This window comes from Serratia rubidaea (genome assembly GCF_016026735.1).
GTDB classification, from domain to species: Bacteria; Pseudomonadota; Gammaproteobacteria; order Enterobacterales; family Enterobacteriaceae; genus Serratia_B; species Serratia_B rubidaea.
The window spans coordinates 309,265-333,630 of the sequence record NZ_CP065640.1; the positions used below are offsets into that span (position 1 = coordinate 309,265).

General features: G+C 57.1%; 17 protein-coding genes, 2 tRNA genes and 3 rRNA genes. 13 read left to right on the forward strand and 9 right to left on the reverse strand.

Translation table 11 applies throughout. The annotated features are described in order from the left end of the window. The first annotated feature begins 6 nt into the window (after nucleotides 1-6). Nucleotides 7-1,548 carry a multidrug efflux MFS transporter permease subunit EmrB gene (gene emrB / locus I6G83_RS01425; RefSeq protein ID WP_015673521.1) on the forward strand — a complete coding sequence of 514 codons (1,542 nt, stop codon included), beginning with the start codon at nucleotides 7-9 and terminating at the stop codon, nucleotides 1,546-1,548. Nucleotides 1,549-1,636: 88 nt separating this feature from the next. On the opposite strand, the gene tnpA is transcribed toward emrB, so the two are convergent. Both tnpA and I6G83_RS01435 read right to left on the reverse strand, forming a co-directional pair. Then, nucleotides 1,637-2,074 carry an IS200/IS605 family transposase gene (gene tnpA, locus I6G83_RS01430; protein WP_032751944.1) on the reverse strand — a complete coding sequence of 146 codons (438 nt, stop codon included), beginning with the start codon at nucleotides 2,072-2,074 and terminating at the stop codon, nucleotides 1,637-1,639. A 165-nt stretch (nucleotides 2,075-2,239) separates the two neighbouring features. Beyond that, the gene (locus I6G83_RS01435; RefSeq protein ID WP_015673522.1) at nucleotides 2,240-3,292 is read right to left on the reverse strand and encodes a tRNA/rRNA methyltransferase; all 1,053 of its coding nucleotides are present in this window, start codon (nucleotides 3,290-3,292) and stop codon (nucleotides 2,240-2,242) included. Nucleotides 3,293-3,497: 205 nt separating this feature from the next. Here I6G83_RS01435 and trxC point away from each other — a divergent pair, with 205 nt between their 5' ends. The 5 genes from trxC to I6G83_RS01460 all read left to right on the forward strand — a co-directional run bounded on the left by trxC (nucleotide 3,498) and on the right by I6G83_RS01460 (nucleotide 9,345). Then, the gene (trxC, locus tag I6G83_RS01440) at nucleotides 3,498-3,917 is read left to right on the forward strand and encodes a thioredoxin TrxC (protein ID WP_054306246.1); all 420 of its coding nucleotides are present in this window, start codon (nucleotides 3,498-3,500) and stop codon (nucleotides 3,915-3,917) included. 120 nt (nucleotides 3,918-4,037) lie between these two features. Then, nucleotides 4,038-4,733, forward strand: coding sequence for a tRNA-uridine aminocarboxypropyltransferase (locus tag I6G83_RS01445; RefSeq protein ID WP_054306245.1), 696 nt, complete (start codon nucleotides 4,038-4,040; stop codon nucleotides 4,731-4,733). Nucleotides 4,734-4,779: 46 nt separating this feature from the next. Further along, nucleotides 4,780-7,431, forward strand: coding sequence for a bifunctional acetate--CoA ligase family protein/GNAT family N-acetyltransferase (locus I6G83_RS01450; RefSeq protein ID WP_054306244.1), 2,652 nt, complete (start codon nucleotides 4,780-4,782; stop codon nucleotides 7,429-7,431). Nucleotides 7,432-7,583: 152 nt separating this feature from the next. Next, on the forward strand, nucleotides 7,584-8,939 hold the full coding sequence (gene pssA, locus I6G83_RS01455; protein WP_054306243.1) for a CDP-diacylglycerol--serine O-phosphatidyltransferase: 1,356 nt from the start codon (nucleotides 7,584-7,586) through the stop codon (nucleotides 8,937-8,939). Nucleotides 8,940-9,015: 76 nt separating this feature from the next. After that, nucleotides 9,016-9,345 (forward strand): YfiM family lipoprotein, encoded by a 330-nt coding sequence (locus I6G83_RS01460; protein ID WP_054306242.1) that lies wholly within the window; start codon nucleotides 9,016-9,018, stop codon nucleotides 9,343-9,345. A 1-nt stretch (nucleotide 9,346) separates the two neighbouring features. Here I6G83_RS01460 and I6G83_RS01465 read toward each other — a convergent pair whose 3' ends face one another. The 7 genes from I6G83_RS01465 to gmhB all read right to left on the reverse strand — a co-directional run bounded on the left by I6G83_RS01465 (nucleotide 9,347) and on the right by gmhB (nucleotide 17,553). Next, nucleotides 9,347-10,651, reverse strand: a complete 1,305-nt coding sequence (locus I6G83_RS01465; RefSeq protein WP_054306241.1) for an MFS family transporter — start codon at nucleotides 10,649-10,651, stop codon at nucleotides 9,347-9,349. 441 nt (nucleotides 10,652-11,092) lie between these two features. Continuing rightward, nucleotides 11,093-11,208: ribosomal RNA gene (gene rrf / locus I6G83_RS01470) — 5S ribosomal RNA — on the reverse strand. Between the two features lie 268 nt (nucleotides 11,209-11,476). Beyond that, nucleotides 11,477-14,384: ribosomal RNA gene (locus I6G83_RS01475) — 23S ribosomal RNA — on the reverse strand. Between the two features lie 332 nt (nucleotides 14,385-14,716). Next, a tRNA-Ala gene (locus I6G83_RS01480) sits at nucleotides 14,717-14,792 on the reverse strand. Nucleotides 14,793-14,905: 113 nt separating this feature from the next. Further along, nucleotides 14,906-14,982, reverse strand: a tRNA-Ile gene (locus tag I6G83_RS01485). 74 nt (nucleotides 14,983-15,056) lie between these two features. Beyond that, nucleotides 15,057-16,598, reverse strand: a 16S ribosomal RNA gene (locus I6G83_RS01490). The 16S, 23S and 5S rRNA genes sit together here with 2 tRNA genes alongside, the layout of an rRNA operon. A 391-nt stretch (nucleotides 16,599-16,989) precedes the next feature. Further along, nucleotides 16,990-17,553, reverse strand: a complete 564-nt coding sequence (gene gmhB / locus I6G83_RS01495) for a D-glycero-beta-D-manno-heptose 1,7-bisphosphate 7-phosphatase (protein ID WP_015673529.1) — start codon at nucleotides 17,551-17,553, stop codon at nucleotides 16,990-16,992. Nucleotides 17,554-17,738: 185 nt separating this feature from the next. Between gmhB and metN the strand changes: the two genes are divergently transcribed. The 7 genes from metN to I6G83_RS01530 all read left to right on the forward strand — a co-directional run bounded on the left by metN (nucleotide 17,739) and on the right by I6G83_RS01530 (nucleotide 24,307). Further along, nucleotides 17,739-18,770, forward strand: a complete 1,032-nt coding sequence (gene metN, locus I6G83_RS01500; protein ID WP_015673530.1) for a methionine ABC transporter ATP-binding protein MetN — start codon at nucleotides 17,739-17,741, stop codon at nucleotides 18,768-18,770. Further along, nucleotides 18,763-19,416, forward strand: coding sequence for a methionine ABC transporter permease MetI (locus I6G83_RS01505; RefSeq protein WP_015673531.1), 654 nt, complete (start codon nucleotides 18,763-18,765; stop codon nucleotides 19,414-19,416). Before metN ends, I6G83_RS01505 begins: the two co-directional genes overlap by 8 nt. Before the next feature lie 56 nt (nucleotides 19,417-19,472). Continuing rightward, complete coding sequence (locus I6G83_RS01510) at nucleotides 19,473-20,288, forward strand: MetQ/NlpA family lipoprotein (RefSeq protein WP_015673532.1); 816 nt, start codon at nucleotides 19,473-19,475, stop codon at nucleotides 20,286-20,288. Between the two features lie 154 nt (nucleotides 20,289-20,442). After that, nucleotides 20,443-20,847, forward strand: coding sequence for an Rcs stress response system protein RcsF (gene rcsF / locus I6G83_RS01515; protein WP_015673533.1), 405 nt, complete (start codon nucleotides 20,443-20,445; stop codon nucleotides 20,845-20,847). Then, nucleotides 20,844-21,551 carry a tRNA (N6-threonylcarbamoyladenosine(37)-N6)-methyltransferase TrmO gene (gene tsaA, locus I6G83_RS01520; RefSeq protein WP_054306185.1) on the forward strand — a complete coding sequence of 236 codons (708 nt, stop codon included), beginning with the start codon at nucleotides 20,844-20,846 and terminating at the stop codon, nucleotides 21,549-21,551. The genes rcsF and tsaA overlap by 4 nt, the downstream gene beginning before the upstream one ends. Before the next feature lie 120 nt (nucleotides 21,552-21,671). Next, nucleotides 21,672-23,390 (forward strand): proline--tRNA ligase, encoded by a 1,719-nt coding sequence (gene proS / locus I6G83_RS01525; RefSeq protein ID WP_054306186.1) that lies wholly within the window; start codon nucleotides 21,672-21,674, stop codon nucleotides 23,388-23,390. A 77-nt stretch (nucleotides 23,391-23,467) separates the two neighbouring features. After that, nucleotides 23,468-24,307: a YaeF family permuted papain-like enzyme gene (locus tag I6G83_RS01530; protein WP_054306187.1), complete on the forward strand. Its 840-nt coding sequence runs from the start codon at nucleotides 23,468-23,470 to the stop codon at nucleotides 24,305-24,307. Nucleotides 24,308-24,366: the final 59 nt, after the last annotated feature.

The window sequence follows — 24,366 nt, forward strand, 5'->3', positions numbered from 1 at the left end:
GCTACCTTGGCAGCACAAAAACCGCTTGAGGGAGCCCAGCTTGCCTGGATGACGGTCGCGCTCGCCATGGCGACCTTTATGCAGGTGCTGGACTCCACCATTGCCAACGTGGCAATACCGACCATTGCCGGTAACCTCGGGTCATCCAACTCGCAGGGCACCTGGGTCATCACCTCGTTCGGGGTGGCGAACGCCATCTCGATCCCGATTACCGGCTGGCTGGCGAAGCGCTTCGGCGAAGTGAAGCTGTTCCTGTGGTCCACCGCGCTGTTCGCCATTGCCTCCTGGCTATGCGGCATCTCCAACAGCCTGGGCATGCTGATCTTCTTCCGCGTGATCCAGGGGCTGGTGGCCGGCCCGCTGATCCCGCTGTCCCAGAGCCTGCTGCTGAATAACTATCCGCCGGCGAAGCGGGCCATGGCGCTGGCGCTCTGGTCGATGACGGTGATCGTCGCGCCGATTTTCGGCCCGATCCTCGGCGGTTACATCAGCGACAACTATCACTGGGGCTGGATCTTCTTCATCAACATTCCTATCGGACTGTTTGTGATTTTCGCCGCGCTGGCAACGCTGCGTGGCCGTGAAACCAAAACCGAGATCAAGCCGATAGACACCATCGGCCTGATTCTGCTGGTGGTGGGCATCGGTTCGCTGCAGGTGATGCTGGATCAGGGCAAAGAGCTGGACTGGTTCAACTCCACCGAAATCATCACCCTGACGGTGGTGGCGGTGGTGGCGCTGCTGTTCCTGGTGGTCTGGGAGCTGACGGACGACCACCCGGTGGTGGACCTGTCGCTGTTCAAGTCGCGCAACTTTACCATCGGCGTGCTGTGCATCAGCCTGGCCTATATGCTCTACTTCGGCGCTATCGTCCTGTTGCCGCAGCTGTTGCAGGAGGTGTACGGCTACACCGCCACCTGGGCCGGTCTGGCCTCGGCGCCGGTCGGCCTGATCCCGGTGCTGCTGTCGCCGCTGATCGGTAAGTTCGGCCACCGGCTGGATATGCGCCGGCTGGTGACCTTCAGCTTTATCATGTATGCCGTGTGCTTCTACTGGCGCGCCTATACCTTTGAACCGGGTATGGATTTCGGCGCGTCCGCCTGGCCGCAGTTCGTTCAGGGCTTCGCCATCGCCTGCTTCTTTATGCCGTTGACGACGATTACCCTGTCCGGCCTGCCGCCGGAACGCATGGCGGCGGCGTCGAGCCTGTCGAACTTTGTGCGTACGCTGGCCGGCTCGATCGGCACCTCGATCACCACCACGCTGTGGACGCAGCGCGAGTCGATGCACCACTCGCAGCTGACGGAGTTTGTGAACCCTTACAACCCGCAGTCGCAGGAGATGTACCGTCAGCTTGAGCAGCTGGGCATGACTCAGCAGCAGGCTTCGGGATATATCGCCCAGCAGATTACCGCGCAGGGGTTGATTATCTCGGCCAACGAAATCTTCTGGCTGTCGGCCGGGGTGTTCCTGATCCTGCTGGCGCTGGTGTGGTTCGCCAAACCGCCGTTCAGTTCCAGCGGCGGGGGCGGCGACGGCGCCCACTGATTTTCCAGTAAAAAACCACCTGCATAGCAGGTGGCATTGATAGCGCCCCAGAGGGGCGTACTTAGCTCAGACTCTGAGAGCCTTCGCTTCACACCTCTTTTAGTGGAAGCTGGCTCTCTTCAACTTCATGCTTTTCCTGATACTTCACGTACTTTCTTATCATTTCTTCATTTATACCTACGGTATCTACGCAGTAACCCCGCGCCCAGAAGTGATTTCCCCACAACTTGTTCTTCCGCAGATAGGGAAATTTGCTGAACAGCCTAAGGGCTGTTTTACCTTTCAAATGACCTATCACATGTGAAATAGAAAGACGTGGCGGGACTTTTACCAGTAAATGGACATGATCTATCTGAACATTCAGCTCTACCACTTCTATCCCGAGTTGCTCACTTGAGATCCTTATCTGCTTGTAGACCTCTTTGCCAACATTATTCCTAAGGATGCGAAATCGGTACTTGGGTGTCCATACAATATGATATTGACAACACCAGAGCACATGAGATGCTTTCTGGAATCTACTCATGGTTAAATCCTTATCAGTTATGGGGATAACAGATTCGGATTTTCCCATGAGTAGCATTACTGGCAGAGCCAACTTGTTGCTGACCACCTCCATAGGAGGTGGTGTTCATGCAGAGATAAAAAACGGGCGCCTGAGGCGCCCGTTTCTTTTACCGCAATCTGGCCATTACGCCTGATTCTGACGCCACCAGTCGGCCAGCAGAATGCCGGTCGCGACCGAGACGTTCAGGCTTTCCACCTTGCCGGTGCCGCCAATGGAGACGTTCATATCCCCCTGCTGCCAGGCGCCGTCGCTCAGGCCGTCGCGCTCCTGGCCCAGCACCAGCACCATTTTGGCCGGCAGTTTGGCCTGCGCCAACGCCACGCCTTTATGGCTGGAGGTGGTGACGATGGTGTAGCCCGCCCGACGGAAGGTATCCAGCACCGAGAGGAAATCGTCGGCATTGATCGCCTTGATATGCTCCGCGCCGCCTTCTGCGGTACGCACCGCCGCACCGGACTCCAGCAGCGCCGGATCCTGCAGCAGCACGCCGTTCACGCCGAAGTGCGCGCAGGAGCGCATGATCGCCCCCAGGTTATGCGGGTTGCCCACCGCCTCCAGCGCCAGCACGCAGTCGCTGGCCGGCGCCGTCTTCAGGTAAGTGGTCGCATCCAGCCCCTGACGCTTTTTGATCAGGAAACAGACGCCGCCGTGGTGCTCGGTGCCGGACGCTTTCGCCAGCTCCGCTTCATCCACCACGTGGTAAGCCTTGCGGTTGGCCGCCATCCAGCGCAGCGCCTCGCGGAAGCGCGGCGTCACCGACTGCACAAACCAAGCGCGCACGATGGCGTCAGGACGGCTGGCGAACAGCGCCTGACAGGCATTCTCGCCATATACCCGCGTTTCTTCCGCACGCTGGCGGCGCAGCTGTTCCGGGTCGATAAAGCTTTTACCGCTGATGCCGCCATGGTCGAACGCCGGCTCCGCATCCGGGCCGCGCGATACGGTTTTCCACGGCGAATCATTGCCGCCGCGCCCTTCCGCACGTGCCGGACGACGCCCGCCGCGATCGCCGCTGCGCGCCTTGTTATCCTGAGCGCCGCGCCCAGAGCGCGACTTGTCCGCCGGACGGCCTTTGCCTGCCGGACGTTTGTTGTTACGATCGTCGCCGCCGTCTTCGTCACCGCGGACGTACATCACTTTAACTTTGCCGTTTTTGCCACTAAATGAGTCGTTCATTGTCTTCTCCACCAACGCGCAGGCGCGAAGATTACCTGATGTCGGTCTGCTAAGCCACCAACTTGGACGAATAAGATCCGGGCTATTACATTCATTGAACAAACCTCTTTGTTCACCAAGACGCTTTTGCCGATAATAAACAGCATTAACGAAACATTGCCGCAACGCTTGCGCGCCATGTCAGCTACCCGTACCCGAGGTTCCCATGAATACAGTTTGCTCCGCTTGTAACGCCACCAACCGCGTCCCGGAAGACCGTCTGAGCGACGGCGCCAAATGCGGCCGCTGCGGCCATGAATTATTCGATGGCGAGGTGATCAACGCCACCGCCGAGACGCTGGACAAATTACTGCAGGACGGCCTGCCGGTGGTGGTCGATTTCTGGGCGCCGTGGTGCGGCCCCTGCCTCAACTTTGCGCCCATTTTCGAAGACGTCGCCGCCGAGCGGGCGGGCAAAGTCCGTTTCGTCAAGGTCAATACCGAGGCCGAGCCTGAACTCAGCGCGCGCTTCCGCATCCGCAGCATCCCGACCATCATGCTGTTCCGCGAGGGGAAAATGGTGGATATGCTAAACGGCGCCATGCCTAAAGCGCCGTTTGACAACTGGCTTGATGAATCAGTGTAACGCAAAACCCGCCGCCGCGCCGTCACGGGCGGCGGCGCCCATCCCCCCCTGACGCTTTCTGCGTTACAATAGCGGTTTTTACCCCGGACGCCGCCGTGTTCCGGCCTACCCAGGATCGCTATGACCGACAATGCCGTACTTCGCCTGCGCCAGCTTCGCCTGGATCGCGCCACCCGCCCTTTTCTGGCGCGCGGCTGCCGCGTGGCCCGCTGCCAGGGCTGCCTGCTGCCGCAGAAAAACTGCCTGTGCGAGACCATTAACCCCCAGTCTGCCGCCAGCCGTTTCTGCCTGATCATGTTCGGCGCTGAACCGCTCAAGCCCAGCAATACCGGCCGGCTGATCGCCGATATTCTGCCGGACACCCAGGCTTTTCTCTGGTCGCGCACCGAGGTCGATCCGGCGCTGCTGGCGGCGATCGGCGATCCGAACCGTCAGCCGTACGTGGTGTTTCCCGCCTCTTACGCCGATGCCGGACGGCCGGTCTACAGCCAACTGCCGACGGGCGGCAAGCCGCCGCTGTTTATCATGCTCGACGGCACCTGGTCGGAAGCCCGTAAAATGTTCCGCAAAAGCCCTTACCTCAATCAGTTCCCGGTCTTTTCACTGGACGTCGCCGCCGCATCCGACTATCAGCTGCGCGAGGCCAGCCGCGCCGAGCAGCACTGCACCGCCGAAGTTGCCGCCGCGCTGCTGCAGCAGGCGGGCGACGACGCGGCCGCAATCGGCCTGAGCCAGCACTTTCGCTATTTCCGCCAGCGCTATCTGGCCGGCAAACCTACGCGTCCAGCGGCATCGATCACAGCAACATCGCCATAAAACGCCTAAAATCAGGCGACAACGTTGCCGTTCAAGGAGTGAGGTTATGAGTCAGCGAGGCCTGGAAGCGCTATTACGTCCCAAATCCATCGCCGTGCTGGGCGCGTCGCAACGGCCGGGGCGCTCGGGCCACCTGATGATGCACAATCTGCTCGCCGGCGGCTTCAGCGGGCCGATTTTACCGGTGACGCCGCGCTATAAGGCGGTATGCGGCGTGATGGCCTATGCCGACGTCGCCAGCCTGCCGATCGCCCCCGACCTGGCGATACTCTGTACTCACGACTCACGCAATCTGGCGCTGCTGGCGGCGCTGGGCGAACGCGGCTGCAAAGCGGTGATTATTCTTTCCGCCCAGCCGGCACAGTTCGCCGAGCTGAAGGCCTGCGCCCAGCGTTACGCCATACGCCTGCTGGGGCCGAACAGCCTTGGCCTGCTGGCGCCGTGGCAAGGCATCAACGCCAGTTTCTCGCCGGTGCCGATCCTGCCGGGCCGGCTGGCGTTTATTTCGCAGTCCGCCGCCGTCGCCAATACCATTCTCGACTGGGCGCAGCAGCGCGAAGTCGGCTTTTCCTACTTTGTCGCACTGGGAGACAGCCAGGATATCGACGTCGACGATCTGCTGGACTTCCTGGCGCGCGACGCCAAAACCAGCGCCATTTTGCTGTACCTGGAAAATATTCACGATGCGCGCCGTTTCCTGTCGGCCTCGCGCAGCGCTTCCCGCAATAAGCCGATTCTGGTGATCAAAAGCGGCCGCAGCCAGCAGGCCCAGCGCCTGCTGAACGGCCAGCAAGGGCTGGACGCCGCCTACGACGCCGCTATCCAGCGCGCCGGCCTGCTGCGCGTGCAGGATACCCACGAGCTGTTCTCGGCGGTGGAAACCCTCAGCCATATGCACCCGCTGCGCGGCGAGCGCCTGATGATTCTCAGCAACGGCGCCGCGCCGGCGGCGATGGCGCTCGACCAATTGTTGGCGCGCAACGGCAAACCGGCCGTGCTGAGTGAAGAGACGCAGCAGCAGCTTGCCGCAGCGCTGCCGGACTTTATTGCGCTGAACAACCCGCTCGATCTGCATGACGACGCCACGCCGGAACGCTATCTGGCGGCGCTGCAGGTGCTGCTGGACAGCAACGATTACGACGCGCTGCTGCTGATTCACGCCCCCAGCGCCGCCGCGCCCGGCACCGCCACCGCGGAACAGCTGGTCGCGGCGATTCGCCGGCACCCGCGCGGCAAGCGCATTACCCTGCTGACCAACTGGTGCGGCGAATACTCCTCGCAGGAAGCCCGCCGGCTGTTCACCGACGCCGGGATCCCGACCTACCGCACGCCGGAAGGGGCCGTGACCGCCTTTATGCATATGGTGGAGTACCGCCGCAATCAGAAACAGCTGAAGGAAACCCCGGCTCTGCCGGTCGGCCTGACCGCCAATACCGCCGCCGCGCACCAGCTGATTCATCAGGCGCTGGCCGAGGGCGCCAGCCAGCTGGATACCCATGAGGTGCAGCCGATCCTGCAGGCTTACGGCCTCAGCACGCTGCCGACCTGGATTGCCGGCGACAGCGCCGAAGCGGTGCATATCGCCGAGCAGATCGGCTACCCGGTGGCGCTGAAGCTGCGCTCGCCGGATATTCCGCACAAATCCGAGGTTCAGGGTGTCATGCTCTATCTGCGCACCGCCACCGAGGTGCAGCGCGCCGCCGATGCGATTCTCGACCGCGTCAAGCGCACCTATCCGCAGGCGCGCATCCACGGCCTGTTGGTCCAGAGCATGGCGAACCGCGCCGGGGCGCAGGAGCTGCGGATCGCCGTTGAACAGGATCCGATCTTCGGCCCGCTGATTATGCTGGGTGAAGGCGGCGTAGAGTGGCGACAGGAGCATCAGGCCGCCGTCGCCCTGCCGCCGCTCAATATGGCGCTGGCGCGCTATCTGGTGCTGCAGGCGGTAAAAGGCGGCAAGATCCGCGGTCGCAGCGCCCTGCGCCCGCTGGATATTCCCGGCCTCAGCCGGCTGCTGGTGCAGGTATCCAACCTGATCCTCGACTGCCCGGAGATCGCCCGGCTGGATATTCATCCGGTGCTGGCAACCGGCAGCGAATTTACGCTGCTGGACGTGTCGATGCAGCTGGCGCCGTTCAGCGGCGACCCGCAGGCGCGGCTGGCCATCCGCCCCTATCCGCAAGAGTTAGAAGAAAGCATCACGCTGAAGAACGGCGCGCACTGCCTGTTCCGGCCGATCCTGCCGGAAGATGAACCGGCGCTGAAGCACTTTATCGACCGCGTGACCAAAGAAGATCTTTATTACCGATATTTCAGTGAGATCAATGAGTTTAGTCATGATGACTTAGCCAATATGACGCAAATCGACTACGATCGTGAAATGGCGTTTGTTGCGGTCGCCGAGGATGCGCAGATTATCGGCGTCACGCGCGCGCTGTCCGACCCGGACAATACCGACGCCGAATTCGCCGTCCTGGTGCGCTCCGATCTGAAAGGATTGGGGCTGGGTCGTCAACTGCTGGAAAAGATGATCGGCTATGCCCGCAGCCGCGGTCTGCAGCGCCTGAGCGGTATCACCATGCCCAATAACCGCGGTATGGTGGCGCTGGCGGAGAAGCTGGGCTTTATGGTGGACGTGCAGCTGGAAGACGGCGTCGTGAATCTGACGTTGCCGCTCAAGCCCGGCAAACCGGGGTGAGCTATGTCGCAACACGTTACAAATCCACCATTTAATGCCAAAACATACGCACAATCGGGGCAACTAATGGTATTATCGACCACTTGTTCGATTTTATGTTGTCTGCATGTGGCGTTCCGGCCATCTAATCATGAGAGAAGAAGCGCACTGTGATGTTGTCAAAATTTAAACGTAGCAAACATCAACAACACCTTGCACAACTGCCCAAAATTCCCCAGTCGGTAGCTGATGTTCGTACGCTATACGCGCCGTCGGATTACCGCACCGCCTTACTTGATGCGATCGCCAGCGCCACGCAGCGCATCTATCTGGTCGCCCTGTATCTTGAGCACGACGATGCCGGCCGTGATATTCTCAACGCGCTGTATCAGGCAAAGCAGCTGCGCCCTGAACTGGAAATATGCGTATTGGTGGACTGGCATCGCGCACAGCGCGGCCGTATCGGCGCCGCCGCGGCCAATACCAACGCCGACTGGTACTGCGCCATGGCGCAGCAGCACCCGGACCTCAGCGTGCCGGTATACGGCGTGCCGGTGAATACCCGTGAAGCACTGGGCGTTCTGCACCTTAAAGGCTTTATCGTTGACGATACCGTCATCTACAGCGGCGCCAGCATCAACGATGTCTATCTGCATCAGCACGATAAATACCGTTACGATCGTTACCAACTGCTTAACAACGCTGCGCTGGCCAACGCGATGGTCGATTACATCAGGCAGCATCTGTTGACCGCCGGCGCCGTGCAGCGCCTGGACCGCTGCGATCGCCCGAAAAGCCCGGAAATCAAAAACGAAACGCGGCAGTTTCGCCTTGCCCTGCGCCACGACGGCTACCGCTTCAGCGGCAACGCGGGCAACGATGAGCTGGCTGTTACGCCGCTGGTCGGGCTGGGCAAGCAAAGCGTGCTGAACAAGACCATCCATCACCTGATGGCCTGCACCGATCAAAAGCTGACCTTGTGCACCCCTTACTTCAATCTGCCGGCGCTGCTGGTGCGCAATATCATTTATCTGCTGCGCCAGGGCAAACAGGTGGAAATTATCGTCGGCGACAAAACCGCCAACGACTTCTATATTCCACAGGATCAGCCGTTCAAGATTATCGGCGCGCTGCCGTACCTGTATGAAATCAACCTGCGCCGCTTTATCACCCGCCTGCAGCGCTATGTCGATACCGGCCAGCTGATCGTTCGCCTGTGGAAAGACGGCGATAACAGCTATCACCTGAAAGGCATATGGGTCGATGACGAGTGGCAGCTGCTCACCGGTAATAACCTCAACCCGCGCGCCTGGCGGCTGGATTTGGAAAACGCCATTCTGATCCATGACCCTAACCAGGAAATGCGTGAGCAGCGCGCCCAAGAGCTGGAATGCATCCGCGCCCATACCACCGTGGTCGGCCACTATCAGGAATTGGAAAGCATTCAGCAGTACCCGGTCAAAGTCCGTAAGCTGATCCGCCGGTTACGCCGTATCCGCATCGACCGGTTGATTAGCCGTATACTCTGATTCCGCTATAATTACCTTTCCAGGCCCCGGCACATGCCGGGGTTTTTGTACGCCATGACGACAGGACGTTTTCATTATGCGTGTATTACATCTCTGCCTGCTTATTCCACTGTTATTCACCAGCGGCTGCAGCCATCTGGCCAACGACAGCTGGACCGGCAAGGACAAAGCCCAGCATTTTATCGGTTCCGCGGCGCTGGCCGCCGCCGGCAGCGCCTATGGTGACCATCAGAATTGGAGCGAGCCTCACAGCCGCACTTTCGGCCTGATGTTCGCCATCAGCATCGGCGCCGCCAAAGAGCTGTATGACAGCCGCGAAGGTGGCACCGGCTGGAGCTGGAAGGATTTTGCCTGGGACGTTGCCGGCGCGGCGGCAGGCTATAGCCTGTACCACGCCGCCCACTGACTTACAGCTGAATCTCTTTCCCTTTACGGTGCAGCCTCAGCGAGACCAGCAGCGCCAACAGGCTCATGCCGGACACATACCAGAAGAAGGCGTTTTCGATACCGAACGACTTCAGCGACAGCGCGACGTATTCCGCCGAGCCGCCGAACATTGCATTCGCCACCGCATAAGACAGCCCTACGCCTAACGCCCGTACCTCAGGCGGGAACATTTCCGCCTTCAGCAGGCCGCTTATCGAGGTATAAAAGCTGATGATCACCAGAGCAACCACAATCAAACCAAAGGCGGCATAGGGGCTGGAGACGTTTTTCAAGGTAAACAGAATTGGCACCGTCAACAGCGTCGCCAGCGTAGAGAAGATCAACATCGAGTTACGACGACCGATCTTATCCGACAGCGCCCCGGCCACCGGCTGCAGCAGCATAAAGACGAACAGCGCCGCCGTCATAATGCCGCTGGCCAGTTTGGCGTCCATACCGGCGGTATTAACCAGATATTTTTGCATATAGGTGGTGAAGGTATAAAACGTCAACGACCCTGCCGCGGTAAAGCCCAGCACCATCACAAACGCCTTACGGTTTTTCCACAGCCCTCGCAGCGAGCCGGCATCCTGATGATTACGGGTTGAAGCGTCAGAGGTTTCGTTCAGCGAGCGGCGCAGATAGAGTGCCACCACCGCCAGTACCGCCCCTAACGCAAACGGGATGCGCCAGCCCCAGGCCACTAACTCGGCATGAGACAGGATTTGCTGCAGCACTACCAAAACCAGCAACGCCAACAGCTGGCCGCCGATCAGCGTGACATATTGGAAAGAGGCGTAAAAACCACGTTTGCCTTTCACCGCCACTTCACTCATATAGGTCGCGCTGGTGCCGTATTCGCCGCCGACCGACAGCCCCTGGAACAAGCGTGCAACCAGCAACAGCACCGGCGCCCAGTTGCCGATCGCTGCGTAAGTGGGCAGGCAGGCGATCACCAGCGATCCCGCGCACATCATGCAGACAGAAATCAGCATTGAGTTCTTACGGCCGTGCTTATCGGCGATATAGCCGAACAGCCAGCCGCCGATTGGCCGCATAAAAAAGCCGGCGGCAAAGATGCCGGCGGTTTGCAGCAGCTGGGTGGTACTGTTGCCCGCCGGAAAAAAGGCGGCGGCAAAATAGATCGAGCAGAAGGAATAAACGTAAAAATCAAACCACTCCACCAGGTTTCCCGATGAAGCGCCGACAATGGCAAAGATGCGTTTTTTCTTATCCTGAGCCTCTAACGTAGCGGCATCCCCGAGTGATGAGGTTGTTTCAGTCATTATCTGTTCTCCAAGCCAATGTTTTGGCACCCTGCATATTGTTACTTTGTTGTTTACAATAAATTAACAACTTAGTGGATAGCAGGCTAAGAATATTCGCGGGATTTTTGTGATGGGCATTAAACAGTAGGATGAAAGTCGCGCACTGTTACAGTGCGTTGCTACAGGCGCACTCTTAGCTCGGGAACTATCAGCAAATTTTATTTTTCCGACCAAACGCAAAAAGCCTCATGCTTTCGCATGAGGCTTTCTACTTTATTTGATGCCTGGCAGTGTCCTACTTTACTCGGCTCTTCGAGCCTCGCCCCTGCGGGGCCGCCGCAAGCGGCGTTCAAACGCGCTATCGCGCCTTTGTCGCATGTCATGCTCGAGCAGAACACCTGCCAACAGACAAAACAAAAAGCCCCGTGCTGATGCACGGGGCTTTTTGTTTTATTTGATGCCTGGCAGTGTCCTACTCTCGCATGGGGAGACCCCACACTACCATCGGCGCTACGGCGTTTCACTTCTGAGTTCGGCATGGGGTCAGGTGGGACCACCGCGCTATTACCGCCAGGCAAATTCTTTTTTACCCGTCCTGTGTCTTTCACGCTGCTGCCGCGTTGGCCGCTCTCTGTCGTCACAGTCACATACTCATGTATGCTCCTGCTCCGCCATCGCTTGCCGCCTTGCTTCAGCGCGAAATCCTTCGGACTTCAATCACAGAACAGGCTGAAAATTATTCGTATCATCCTGATACTCACCCCTTCGGGGCCAACGCTCCGCGTTGTTCAAAATCGTTCCCGACGATTTTGTCATGTCTCTCTAAAACACCTTCGGTGTTGTAAGGTTAAGCCTCACGGTTCATTAGTACTGGTTAGCTCAATGCATCGCTGCACTTACACACCCAGCCTATCAACGTCTTAGTCTTAAACGTTCCTTCAGGGGACTCGAAGTCCCAGGGAAGACTCATCTTGAGGCAAGTTTCGCGCTTAGATGCTTTCAGCGCTTATCTTTTCCGCACTTAGCTACCGGGCAGTGCCATTGGCATGACAACCCGAACACCAGTGGTGCGTTCACTCCGGTCCTCTCGTACTAGGAGCAACCCCTCTCAATCTTCCAACGCCCACGGCAGATAGGGACCGAACTGTCTCACGACGTTCTAAACCCAGCTCGCGTACCACTTTAAATGGCGAACAGCCATACCCTTGGGACCTACTTCAGCCCCAGGATGTGATGAGCCGACATCGAGGTGCCAAACACCGCCGTCGATATGAACTCTTGGGCGGTATCAGCCTGTTATCCCCGGAGTACCTTTTATCCGTTGAGCGATGGCCCTTCCATTCAGAACCACCGGATCACTAAGACCTGCTTTCGCACCTGCTCGAGCCGTCACTCTCGCAGTCAAGCTAGCTTATGCCTTTGCACTAACCTCACGATGTCCGACCGTGATTAGCTAACCTTCGTGCTCCTCCGTTACTCTTTGGGAGGAGACCGCCCCAGTCAAACTACCCACCAGACACTGTCCTCACCCCAGATTATGGGGCAGAGTTAGAACATCAAACATTAAAGGGTGGTATTTCAAGGATGGCTCCATGCAGACTGGCGTCCACACTTCAAAGCCTCCCACCTATCCTACACATCAAGGCTCAATGTTCAGTGTCAAGCTATAGTAAAGGTTCACGGGGTCTTTCCGTCTTGCCGCGGGTACACTGCATCTTCACAGCGAGTTCAATTTCACTGAGTCTCGGGTGGAGACAGCCTGGCCATCATTACGCCATTCGTGCAGGTCGGAACTTACCCGACAAGGAATTTCGCTACCTTAGGACCGTTATAGTTACGGCCGCCGTTTACCGGGGCTTCGATCAAGAGCTTCTCCTTACGGATAACCCCATCAATTAACCTTCCGGCACCGGGCAGGCGTCACACCGTATACGTCCACTTTCGTGTTTGCACAGTGCTGTGTTTTTATTAAACAGTTGCAGCCAGCTGGTATCTGCGACTGGCTTCAGCTCCATCCGCAAGGGACTTCACCTACGCGCCAGCGTGCCTTCTCCCGAAGTTACGGCACCATTTTGCCTAGTTCCTTCACCCGAGTTCTCTCAAGCGCCTTGGTATTCTCTACCTGACCACCTGTGTCGGTTTGGGGTACGATTTGATGTTACCTGGAGCTTAGAGGCTTTTCCTGGAAGCTTGGCATCAACTACTTCTGCACCGTAGTGCATCGTCATCACGCCTCAGGGTTAACAGCGTTCCGGATTTACCAGGAACACCCCCCTACACGCTTAAACCGAGACAACCGTCGCTCGGCTAGCCTAGCCTTCTCCGTCCCCCCTTCGCAGTAACACCAAGTACAGGAATATTAACCTGTTTCCCATCGACTACGCTTTTCAGCCTCGCCTTAGGGGTCGACTCACCCTGCCCCGATTAACGTTGGACAGGAACCCTTGGTCTTCCGGCGAGCGGGTTTTTCACCCGCTTTATCGTTACTTATGTCAGCATTCGCACTTCTGATACCTCCAGCAACCCTCGCAGGCCACCTTCAACGGCTTACAGAACGCTCCCCTACCCAACAACGCCTAAGCGTCGCTGCCGCAGCTTCGGTGCATGGTTTAGCCCCGTTACATCTTCCGCGCAGGCCGACTCGACCAGTGAGCTATTACGCTTTCTTTAAATGATGGCTGCTTCTAAGCCAACATCCTGGCTGTCTGTGCCTTCCCACATCGTTTCCCACTTAACCATGACTTTGGGACCTTAGCTGGCGGTCTGGGTTGTTTCCCTCTTCACGACGGACGTTAGCACCCGCCGTGTGTCTCCCGTGATAACATTCTTCGGTATTCGGAGTTTGCATCGGTTTGGTAAGCCGGGATGGCCCCCTAGCCGAAACAGTGCTCTACCCCCGAAGATGAGTTCACGAGGCGCTACCTAAATAGCTTTCGGGGAGAACCAGCTATCTCCCGGTTTGATTGGCCTTTCACCCCCAGCCACAAGTCATCCGCTAATTTTTCAACATTAGTCGGTTCGGTCCTCCAGTTAGTGTTACCCAACCTTCAACCTGCCCATGGCTAGATCACCGGGTTTCGGGTCTATACCTTGCAACTAGACGCCCAGTTAAGACTCGGTTTCCCTACGGCTCCCCTATTCGGTTAACCTTGCTACAAAATATAAGTCGCTGACCCATTATACAAAAGGTACGCAGTCACACCCCGAAGGATGCTCCCACTGCTTGTACGTACACGGTTTCAGGTTCTATTTCACTCCCCTCGCCGGGGTTCTTTTCGCCTTTCCCTCACGGTACTGGTTCACTATCGGTCAGTCAGGAGTATTTAGCCTTGGAGGATGGTCCCCCATATTCAGACAGGATAACACGTGTCCCGCCCTACTCATCGAACTCACGACCTGTGCATCTTCGTGTACGGGACTATCACCCTTTACTGTGCGACTTTCCAGACGCTTCCACTGACACACAAGCCGATTCAGGTTCTGGGCTGTTCCCCGTTCGCTCGCCGCTACTGGGGGAATCTCGGTTGATTTCTTTTCCTCGGGGTACTTAGATGTTTCAGTTCCCCCGGTTCGCCTCCTGCCACTATGTATTCATGACAGGATAGTGTGTCGAAACACACTGGGTTTCCCCATTCGGGTATCGTCGGTTATAACGGTTCATATCACCTTACCGACGCTTTTCGCAGATTAGCACGCCCTTCATCGCCTCTGACTGCCTAGGCATCCACCGTGTACGCTTAGTCACTTAACCTCACAACCCGAAGATGTTTCTTCTGTCTGGCCGGTTGGCTGCGCGTCGTGAATTCTGCGTTACGCAGTGCTCGGAATGCTCATGGACATTAAGTCCACTCCGCTTCCTCCGCGCTGGGCGCCTTGACTTCACTTAGCTCGCTCAACCTGCTAGGGGTTGTAATAAATTTGAGAGACTCTATGACAGGTTACTCCTCATCCCAAACTTCTACGGAGGGACAAGTTTCAGCCGTCATGTTTCAATTTTCAGCTTGTTCCAGATTGTTAAAGAGCAAAATACTTCGCAGCATACTGTCGCCAATATACTCTGAAGTATTGATATTCGGACTTATATGGTGGAGCTAAGCGGGATCGAACCGCTGACCTCCTGCGTGCAAGGCAGGCGCTCTCCCAGCTGAGCTATAGCCCCATACAGTCACTGACAGAGACCTTCGGTTTACTACTTCTCTTCTAGGCAAGGCGTGGGGTCGCGACGCATATTGAAATATGCGAGCGGCGCCATAACGCAGCATAGGAGAGAAGTGGTAGGCCTGAGTGGACTTGAACCACCGACCTCACCCTTATCAGGGGTGCGCTCTAACCACCTGAGCTACAAGCCTATAAAGGTATTTCTGCTCGTTACTTTTTCATCAGACAATCTGTGTGGACACTGCACAGTCAGGATATCTTTAGGTAAGGAGGTGATCCAACCGCAGGTTCCCCTACGGTTACCTTGTTACGACTTCACCCCAGTCATGAATCACAAAGTGGTAAGCGCCCTCCCGAAGGTTAAGCTACCTACTTCTTTTGCAACCCACTCCCATGGTGTGACGGGCGGTGTGTACAAGGCCCGGGAACGTATTCACCGTAGCATTCTGATCTACGATTACTAGCGATTCCGACTTCATGGAGTCGAGTTGCAGACTCCAATCCGGACTACGACGTACTTTATGAGGTCCGCTTGCCCTCGCAGGTTCGCTTCTCTTTGTATACGCCATTGTAGCACGTGTGTAGCCCTACTCGTAAGGGCCATGATGACTTGACGTCATCCCCACCTTCCTCCAGTTTATCACTGGCAGTCTCCTTTGAGTTCCCGGCCGAACCGCTGGCAACAAAGGATAAGGGTTGCGCTCGTTGCGGGACTTAACCCAACATTTCACAACACGAGCTGACGACAGCCATGCAGCACCTGTCTCAGAGTTCCCGAAGGCACCAATCCATCTCTGGAAAGTTCTCTGGATGTCAAGAGTAGGTAAGGTTCTTCGCGTTGCATCGAATTAAACCACATGCTCCACCGCTTGTGCGGGCCCCCGTCAATTCATTTGAGTTTTAACCTTGCGGCCGTACTCCCCAGGCGGTCGATTTAACGCGTTAGCTCCGGAAGCCACGCCTCAAGGGCACAACCTCCAAATCGACATCGTTTACGGCGTGGACTACCAGGGTATCTAATCCTGTTTGCTCCCCACGCTTTCGCACCTGAGCGTCAGTCTTCGTCCAGGGGGCCGCCTTCGCCACCGGTATTCCTCCAGATCTCTACGCATTTCACCGCTACACCTGGAATTCTACCCCCCTCTACGAGACTCTAGCTTGCCAGTTTCAAATGCAGTTCCCAAGTTAAGCTCGGGGATTTCACATCTGACTTAACAAACCGCCTGCGTGCGCTTTACGCCCAGTAATTCCGATTAACGCTTGCACCCTCCGTATTACCGCGGCTGCTGGCACGGAGTTAGCCGGTGCTTCTTCTGCGAGTAACGTCAATTGATGAACGTATTAAGTTCACCACCTTCCTCCTCGCTGAAAGTGCTTTACAACCCGAAGGCCTTCTTCACACACGCGGCATGGCTGCATCAGGCTTGCGCCCATTGTGCAATATTCCCCACTGCTGCCTCCCGTAGGAGTCTGGACCGTGTCTCAGTTCCAGTGTGGCTGGTCATCCTCTCAGACCAGCTAGGGATCGTCGCCTAGGTGAGCCATTACCCCACCTACTAGCTAATCCCATCTGGGTTCATCCGATGGTGTGAGGCCCGAAGGTCCCCCACTTTGGTCTTGCGACGTTATGCGGTATTAGCCACCGTTTCCAGTGGTTATCCCCCTCCATCGGGCAGATCCCCAGACATTACTCACCCGTCCGCCGCTCGCCGGCGAGGAAGCAAGCTTCCTCCCGCTGCCGCTCGACTTGCATGTGTTAGGCCTGCCGCCAGCGTTCAATCTGAGCCATGATCAAACTCTTCAATTAAAAGCTTGATTCGCTAAATTAATAGCTGTTGCTCAAAGATTTACTGCATGAATTTTACTTCAGTTAGTCACTCTTCAAGACTTGATATTTTTTTTGCATCCGAAGATGCTGGATATCGTCTTGTGAGTGCCCACACAGATTGTCTGATAAATTGTTAAAGAGCAGTGAGTTACGCGCTTTCGCTTGCTAACTCGAGGTGGCGTATATTACGCTTTCCTCTTTCAGAGTCAACCCGTTTTTTCAGGATTTTTTCTCTGTCGGCCCCGGATACTCTGTGAAGTTGTTCACATGTTCCGTGTCGATGGAGGCGCATTATAGGGAGGCGATTCAGAATGACAAGGATTAATATTCACTTTTTTCTCAACCGCTCACTATTACGCCACAACGCCGATTAAACCCGCTGTTTTATCGCCTGCGGCAGCTCAGCCAGGCTGTTTAACACCCAATCGGCCTGTTGCTCCCCTTCCGCCGTTACCGCTTTACCGGTACGGACCAGAACTTTAGTGCCTACGCCCGCGGCGGCGGCGGCCTGCATATCTTCCAGTTTATCGCCCACCATATAAGAAGCGGCCATATCGATATTCAGTTCCTGCTGCGCCTGCAGCAGCATGCCCGGCTGCGGTTTACGGCAGTCGCACACCTGGCGCAGCTCTTCAACCACCGCCTCCGGGTGGTGCGGGCAGAAATAGATGCCGTCGAAGTCGACGCCGCGATCGGCCAGCGACCAGTCCATCCATTCGGTGAGGTACATAAACTGATCTTCGCTGAACATCCCGCGCGCAATGCCCGACTGATTGGTTACCAACACCAGCGCAAAGCCCATGTTTTTCAATTCACGGCATGCATCGATCACACCATCAATAAATTGGAAGTCATCGATTTCATGGACATAGCCATGGTCGACATTGATCGTGCCGTCACGATCTAAAAAAATAGCTGGAACGCTTTGTGTCACCGGTTTGCTCCTGAGGGCCTGAAAACGCGGACAGTATCGCATGTTTTACCCCATGCTGAGAACGCCGGTGAAAGCGCCCCCGTTGACTTGGACGTCTAGACGCCTTAACATCTGAGCATACCTTGGTGCCACGCCAAGGTTTACTTTTATCTAGCCACGGGCAACCACGCTAAAATAAGAAGAATATGATTAAACTCTCTAACATTACCAAAGTGTTCCAGCAGGGCTCGCGTACCATTAACGCGCTCTCCGACGTGACCCTCCACGTCCCTGCCGGGCAGATTTACGGCGTTATCGGCGCATCGGGCGCCGGTAAAAGTACGCTTATCCGCTGCGCCAATATGCTTGAGCGCCCGACATCAGGCCAGGTTCTGGTAGACGGCCAGGATCTCACCGCCCTGTCAGAAAGTGAACTGACGCGCGCACGCCGCCAGATCGGCATGATTTTCCAGCACTTCAACTTACTTTCGTCCCGCACCGTTTTCGGCAACGTTGCGCTGCCGCTGGAGCTGGATAACACCCCGCGCGCCGACATCAAAAAGCGCGTCGGCGAGCTGCTGGAGCTGGTCGGCCTGGCCGATAAGCACGACGCCTACCCGGCCAACCTGTCCGGCGGCCAAAAACAGCGCGTGGCGATCGCCCGTGCGCTGGCCAGCCAGCCTAAAGTGCTGCTGTGCGACGAAGCCACCAGCGCCCTGGACCCGGCCACCACCCGTTCCATTCTGGAACTGCTGAAAGACATTAACCGCCGTCTGGGGCTGACCATCCTGCTGATCACCCACGAAATGGACGTGGTGAAACGCATCTGCGATCAGGTCGCCGTGATAAGCCAGGGCCAGCTGATTGAAAAAGACAGTGTCAGCGAAGTGTTCTCACACCCGAAAACACCGCTGGCGCAGCAGTTTATTCAGTCCACGCTGCATCTGGATATTCCTGACGATTACGCCGAGCGCCTGAGCCCGGAACGCAGCGGCGACCGCCAACCCCTGCTGCGCCTGGAGTTTACCGGCCAGTCGGTGGATGCGCCGCTGCTGTCCGAAGCCGCGCGTCGCTTTAACGTCAATAACAATATTATCAGCGCGCAGATGGATTATGCGGGCGGAGTGAAATTCGGTGTGATGCTGGCAGAGCTGCACGGCAGCGATGAAGACGCACTGGCGACCATTAAATTCCTGCAAGAAAATCAGGTCAAAGTAGAGGTTCTGGGTTATGTCTGAGGCAATGATGTGGTTAATGGCGCGTGGCGTGTGGGAAACCGTCATGATGACCTTTGTCTCCGGCTTCTTCGGGTTTATCATCGGCCTGCCCGTCGGCGTGCTGCTGTATGTCACCCGCCCGGGGCAAATTATCGCCAACCCGGCGCTGTATAAAGTGCTGTCCGCGCTGGTGAATATTTTCCGTTCCATTCCGTTTATTATTTTGCTGGTCTGGATGATTCCTTTCACCCGGATGATCGTCGGCACCTCCATCGGCCTGCAGGCGGCGATTGTGCCGCTGACCGTCGGCGCGGCGCCGTTTATCGCCCGTATGGTGGAAAACGCCCTGCTGGAGATCCCGTCCGGCCTGGTGGAAGCCGCGCGCGCCATGGGCGCCACGCCGCTGCAGATCATCAAGAAAGTCCTGCTGCCGGAAGCGCTGCCGGGCCTGGTTAACGCCGCGACCATCACGCTGATCACCCTGGTGGGCTACTCCGCCATGGGCGGCGCCGTCGGCGCCGGCGGTCTGGGACAGATCGGTTATCAGTATGGTTATATCGGATATAACGCCACGGTAATGAATACCGTATTAGTATTACTGGTGATCCTGGTGTATCTGATCCAGTTCTGCGGCGATCGCATTGTCAAAGCCGTTACCCATAAATAAGTTTCACAGCAACGCGCACAGCATCTTTGTATGCGAGTCTATTAAGAGGAAGGGATATGTCGTTAAAATTTAAATCCATCGCGGCAATCGGCGCACTGATCGGCTCTCTGGCTCTGGCTGGCTGCGGTCAGGACGAAAAAGATCCAAACCATATCAAGGTCGGCGTGATCGTCGGCGCAGAACAGCAGGTGGCGGAAGTCGCGCAGAAAGTGGCGAAAGACAAATACGGCCTTGACGTCGAGCTGGTGACCTTCAACGACTACGTCCTGCCGAACGAAGCGCTGAGCAAAGGCGATATCGACGTCAACGCCTTCCAGCACAAGCCGTATCTGGATCAGCAGATCAAAGACCGCGGTTACAAACTGGTGCCGGTCGGCAATACCTTCGTCTACCCGATCGCCGGTTACTCGAAGAAAATCAAATCGCTGAGCGAACTGCAGCCTGGCTCGCAAATCGCGCTGCCGAACGACCCGACCAACCTGGGCCGCTCTCTGCTGCTGCTGCAGTCCGAAGGGCTGATCAAACTGAAAGACGGCGTGGGCCTGCTGCCGACCATTCTGGACGTCACCGAGAACCCGAAAAACCTGAAGCTGGTTGAGCTGGAAGCGCCGCAGCTGCCGCGTTCGCTGGACGACCAGCAAATCGCGCTGGCGGTGATCAACACCACTTACGCCAGCCAGATTGGTCTGACCCCGGCCAAAGACGGTCTGTTTGTTGAAGGCAAAGACTCGCCTTACGTCAACCTGCTGGTTGCGCGTGAAAACAACAAGGATGCGGAAAACGTGAAAAAATTCGTTCAGGCCTATCAGTCTGACGAAGTCAACGAAGCCGCAAACAAGATCTTCAACGGCGGCGCGGTGAAAGGCTGGTAATTCCGCGCTGTAAGCGGTGGAATTACATCGGATAGCTCGTAATCTTAAGGCTATTTTGTTCCTATAATTGCAAGACGGGCTTCGGCCCGTCTTGTTATTTTCACCATAGATTGCTTCAATAGCGCCACTTTTATGAAAAGGCAGAGGAATCTCTATGCGTGCTTTACCTCTCTGTTTGTTAGCGCTTGCGCTTAGCGGCTGCTCCATGCTGCATACCGAATCAACCCCGACAAACAGTACCAGCAAACCCACGACCACCACGTCAAGCAAGCCTACGCCTGCACCCCGTCCTGCGCCGGTAAAACTGTATAAAAGCGCTGAAGAGCTGGTCGGCAAGCCATTCCGCGATCTGGGTGAAGTCTCCGGCGAATCCTGCCAGACCACCATCCAGGATTCCCCGCCGAACATGACGACCGCACGTAAACGTATGCAAATCCGCGCCTCCTATATGAAGGCCAACGCCGTACTGCTGCACGACTGCCAAATCGTCAAAGGCGTCGCCGGCTGCTACCAGCAGGCCGTCTGCCAGGGATCTGCACTTAACGTTTCGTCCAAATGAGTGAATTTGTTGTCAACCAGATCGGGACTATCCGCTCGCCGTATAAAGAAAAGTTCGCCGTTCCCAGGCAGCCTGGGCTGGTAGAAGACGGCGGCGGGGAGTTGTTGTTGCTGCCGCCTTACAATCAGGCCGAAGCCGTACGCGGCCTGGAGGCGTTCAGCCATCTGTGGGTGATGTTTATTTTCCACCAAACCATGGATGGCGGCTGGCGCCCCACCGTACGGCCGCCGCGTCTCGGCGGCAATGCCCGCATGGGCGTCTTCGCCACCCGTTCGACCTTCCGCCCCAACCCGATCGGCATGTCGCTGGTCGAGCTGAAAAAAGTGCGCATTCAGGGCGGAGAGGTGGTGCTGGAGCTCGGCAGTCTGGATTTGGTGGACGGTACGCCGGTAGTGGATATCAAACCCTACCTGCCGTTTGCCGAAAGCCAGCCGCAGGCCGTCGCCGGCTTTGCCCAGGCGGCGCCGGCGGCGGATATGCCCGTCAGCTTTTCACCGCTGGCGGAACAGCAGCTGCAACAGCAGCAAACGCGCTACCCTCAGCTGCGTCGTTTCATTACTCAGGTACTGGCGCAGGACCCGCGTCCGGCCTACCGTAAAGGGGAAGACGCCGAACGGGATTACGCCGTCTGGCTGCTGGACTTCAACGTGCGCTGGCGGGTCGTCGCCGGCATGACCGAGGTGCTGTCGCTGGAGCCGCGTTAAAATTCGTCCCGCTCTCTTTTGGCAACCGTCTCACGCTGTTAAACTAAACCACTTTTGACAATTTTGGCCGCCTTGCCGGCAGCCCGTTGCAATTTGCAGTTCTAACGGAACAAAAACACCATGCGTACTAGCCAATATATGCTCTCCACTCTGAAGGAGACCCCTGCCGATGCCGAAGTGAACAGCCACCAGCTGATGCTGCGCGCCGGGATGATTCGCAAGCTGGCCTCCGGTCTTTACACCTGGCTGCCGACCGGCCTGCGGGTTCTGAAAAAAGTTGAAAACATCGTTCGCGAAGAAATGAACAACGCCAATGCGATCGAAGTTTCCATGCCGGTGGTTCAACCCGCAGATCTGTGGCAGGAAAGCGGCCGCTGGGAGCAGTACGGCCCGGAATTGTTGCGCTTCGTCGATCGCGGCGAGCGTCCGTTCGTACTCGGCCCTACGCATGAAGAAGTGATTACCGATCTGATTCGCAATGAAATCAGCTCCTACAAGCAGCTGCCGCTGAACTTCTTCCAGATTCAGACCAAATTCCGCGATGAAGTACGCCCGCGTTTCGGCGTAATGCGCTCCCGTGAATTCCTGATGAAGGACGCCTATTCGTTCCATACCACGCAGGAATCACTGCAGGCGACCTATGACGCCATGTATGAAGCCTATAGCAAGATCTTCACCCGCATGGGGCTGGATTTCCGTCCGGTGCTGGCGGATACCGGCTCCATCGGCGGCAGCGCCTCTCACGAATTCCAGGTGCTGGCCGACAGCGGTGAAGACGATATCGTCTTCTCCACCGTGTCCGATTTTGCCGCCAACATCGAGCTGGCCGAAGCCGTTGCGCCGGCACAGCCGCGCGCGGCTGCCACGGAAGAGCTGCGCATTGTCGATACGCCAAACGCCAAAACCATCGCCGAGCTGGTTGAACAATTCCAGCTGCCGGTGGAAAAAACCGTGAAAACGCTGCTGGTGCGCGCCAGCGAAGAGAGCAAACACCCGCTGGTTGCCCTGCTGGTGCGCGGCGACCACGCGCTGAACGAAATCAAGGCGGAGAAACTGCCGCAGGTGGCAACGCCGCTGACTTTCGCCACCGAAGATGAGATTCGCGCCATCGTGGGCGCCGGCCCTGGTTCGCTTGGCCCGATCAACATGCCGGTGCCGGTGGTTATCGACCGCAGCGTGGCGGCAATGAGCGATTTTGGCGCCGGCGCCAATATCGAAGACAAACACTACTTCGGCATCAACTGGGAGCGCGATCTGCCGCTGCCGCAGGTGGCCGATATCCGTAACGTGGTTGAAGGCGACGCCAGCCCGGACGGTCAGGGCACGCTGCTGATCAAACGCGGCATCGAAGTGGGTCACATCTTCCAGCTGGGCAGCAAATACTCGGAAGCCATGAAGGCGACCGTCCAGGGTGAAGACGGCCGTAACCAGGTGCTGACCATGGGCTGCTACGGCATCGGCGTCACGCGCGTGGTGGCGGCAGCTATCGAACAGAACCACGATGAGCGCGGCATTATCTGGCCTGACGCTATCGCGCCGTTCCAGGTGGCGATTCTGCCAATGAACATGCACAAGTCGTTCCGCGTGCAGGAGCTGGCGGAGAAACTGTACGCCGAGCTGCGCAGCCACGGCATCGACGTGATCCTCGACGACCGTAAAGAGCGTCCGGGCGTGATGTTCGCCGATATGGAACTGATTGGCGTCCCGCACTCTATCGTCATCGGCGACCGCAACCTGGACAACGATGAGATCGAGTACAAGAACCGCCGCGGCGGCGAGAAGCAAATGCTCAAGACCGGCGATATCGTTGCCTATCTGGTTGAGCAGATAAAACGCTGATTGCATCTAGCGCTAGATAAAACACCCTGTAACGCAGGGTGTTTTGCTATGGAAGCCATGACTTAAAGGATTAAGCAATGACATCACTCACTCCCCTGCTCGCTTTATTGCCCATCGTTTTGCTGGCGGGCTGCACCATGAATATTGCACTGTCTGAACGAGAGAAATTCACCCCTCTGCGGCCGGTCAACATTCAGTTTCAAGCCATCAGCTCTGCACCGCGTGACAACTTCCAGGAAATCGATCCGGCGGCCCTGCAAGCGGGCGATCTGCTGTTTTCCTCAACCATCGGCCTGAACTCACTGGGCATCCGCCTGTTCAGCGCCTCTTCTGTCAGCCATGTCGCCATCTATATTGGCCAAGGCCAGGTTGCTGAAGCCGTCGGCAATGGCGTGCAAATTGTCAGCCTGGAGAATGCACTCGCTCAGAGCGATAAGTTGTTCGCGCTGCGTCTGCCGGGCTTAAGCCATGAGCAAGCCGCTCAGATTGCCGCGTTCGCCAGGCAAAAGGTCGGAAGCCGCTATAACTACCGGGGGATTATCAAGATGATGCCCTTTATGATGACCAAACAGCTGTGTTCGCTAAATCCTTTCTCACAGGATTTTCGCCAGCAATGCGTGCAGGGATTGGCTACGGCGCAGCTCAGCTCGCCAACGGGTGATGAAACCAGCTACTTCTGCTCACAGTTCGTCCTCGCGGCCTATCAACAGGCAGGACATCCTCTGACCCAGGCTGAGCCAGGCTGGATAAGCCCCGGAGACCTGTTGCATATGCGGGAAGGAGATATTGCCACTCTGCCGCCAAGCCAGTCGCTGGCCTATATCGGCCATATCAAGCCAGGCATATATTTACGCGCAAAATCGCAGGCCAATAATCGCGCCGTATCGGCAGCAGACAAGCCCGCCGGTGCATTCTGACAGGTAATAAAAAACCCCGTCACGGTGTGACGGGGTTTTTATCGTTTGGCTATTACCGC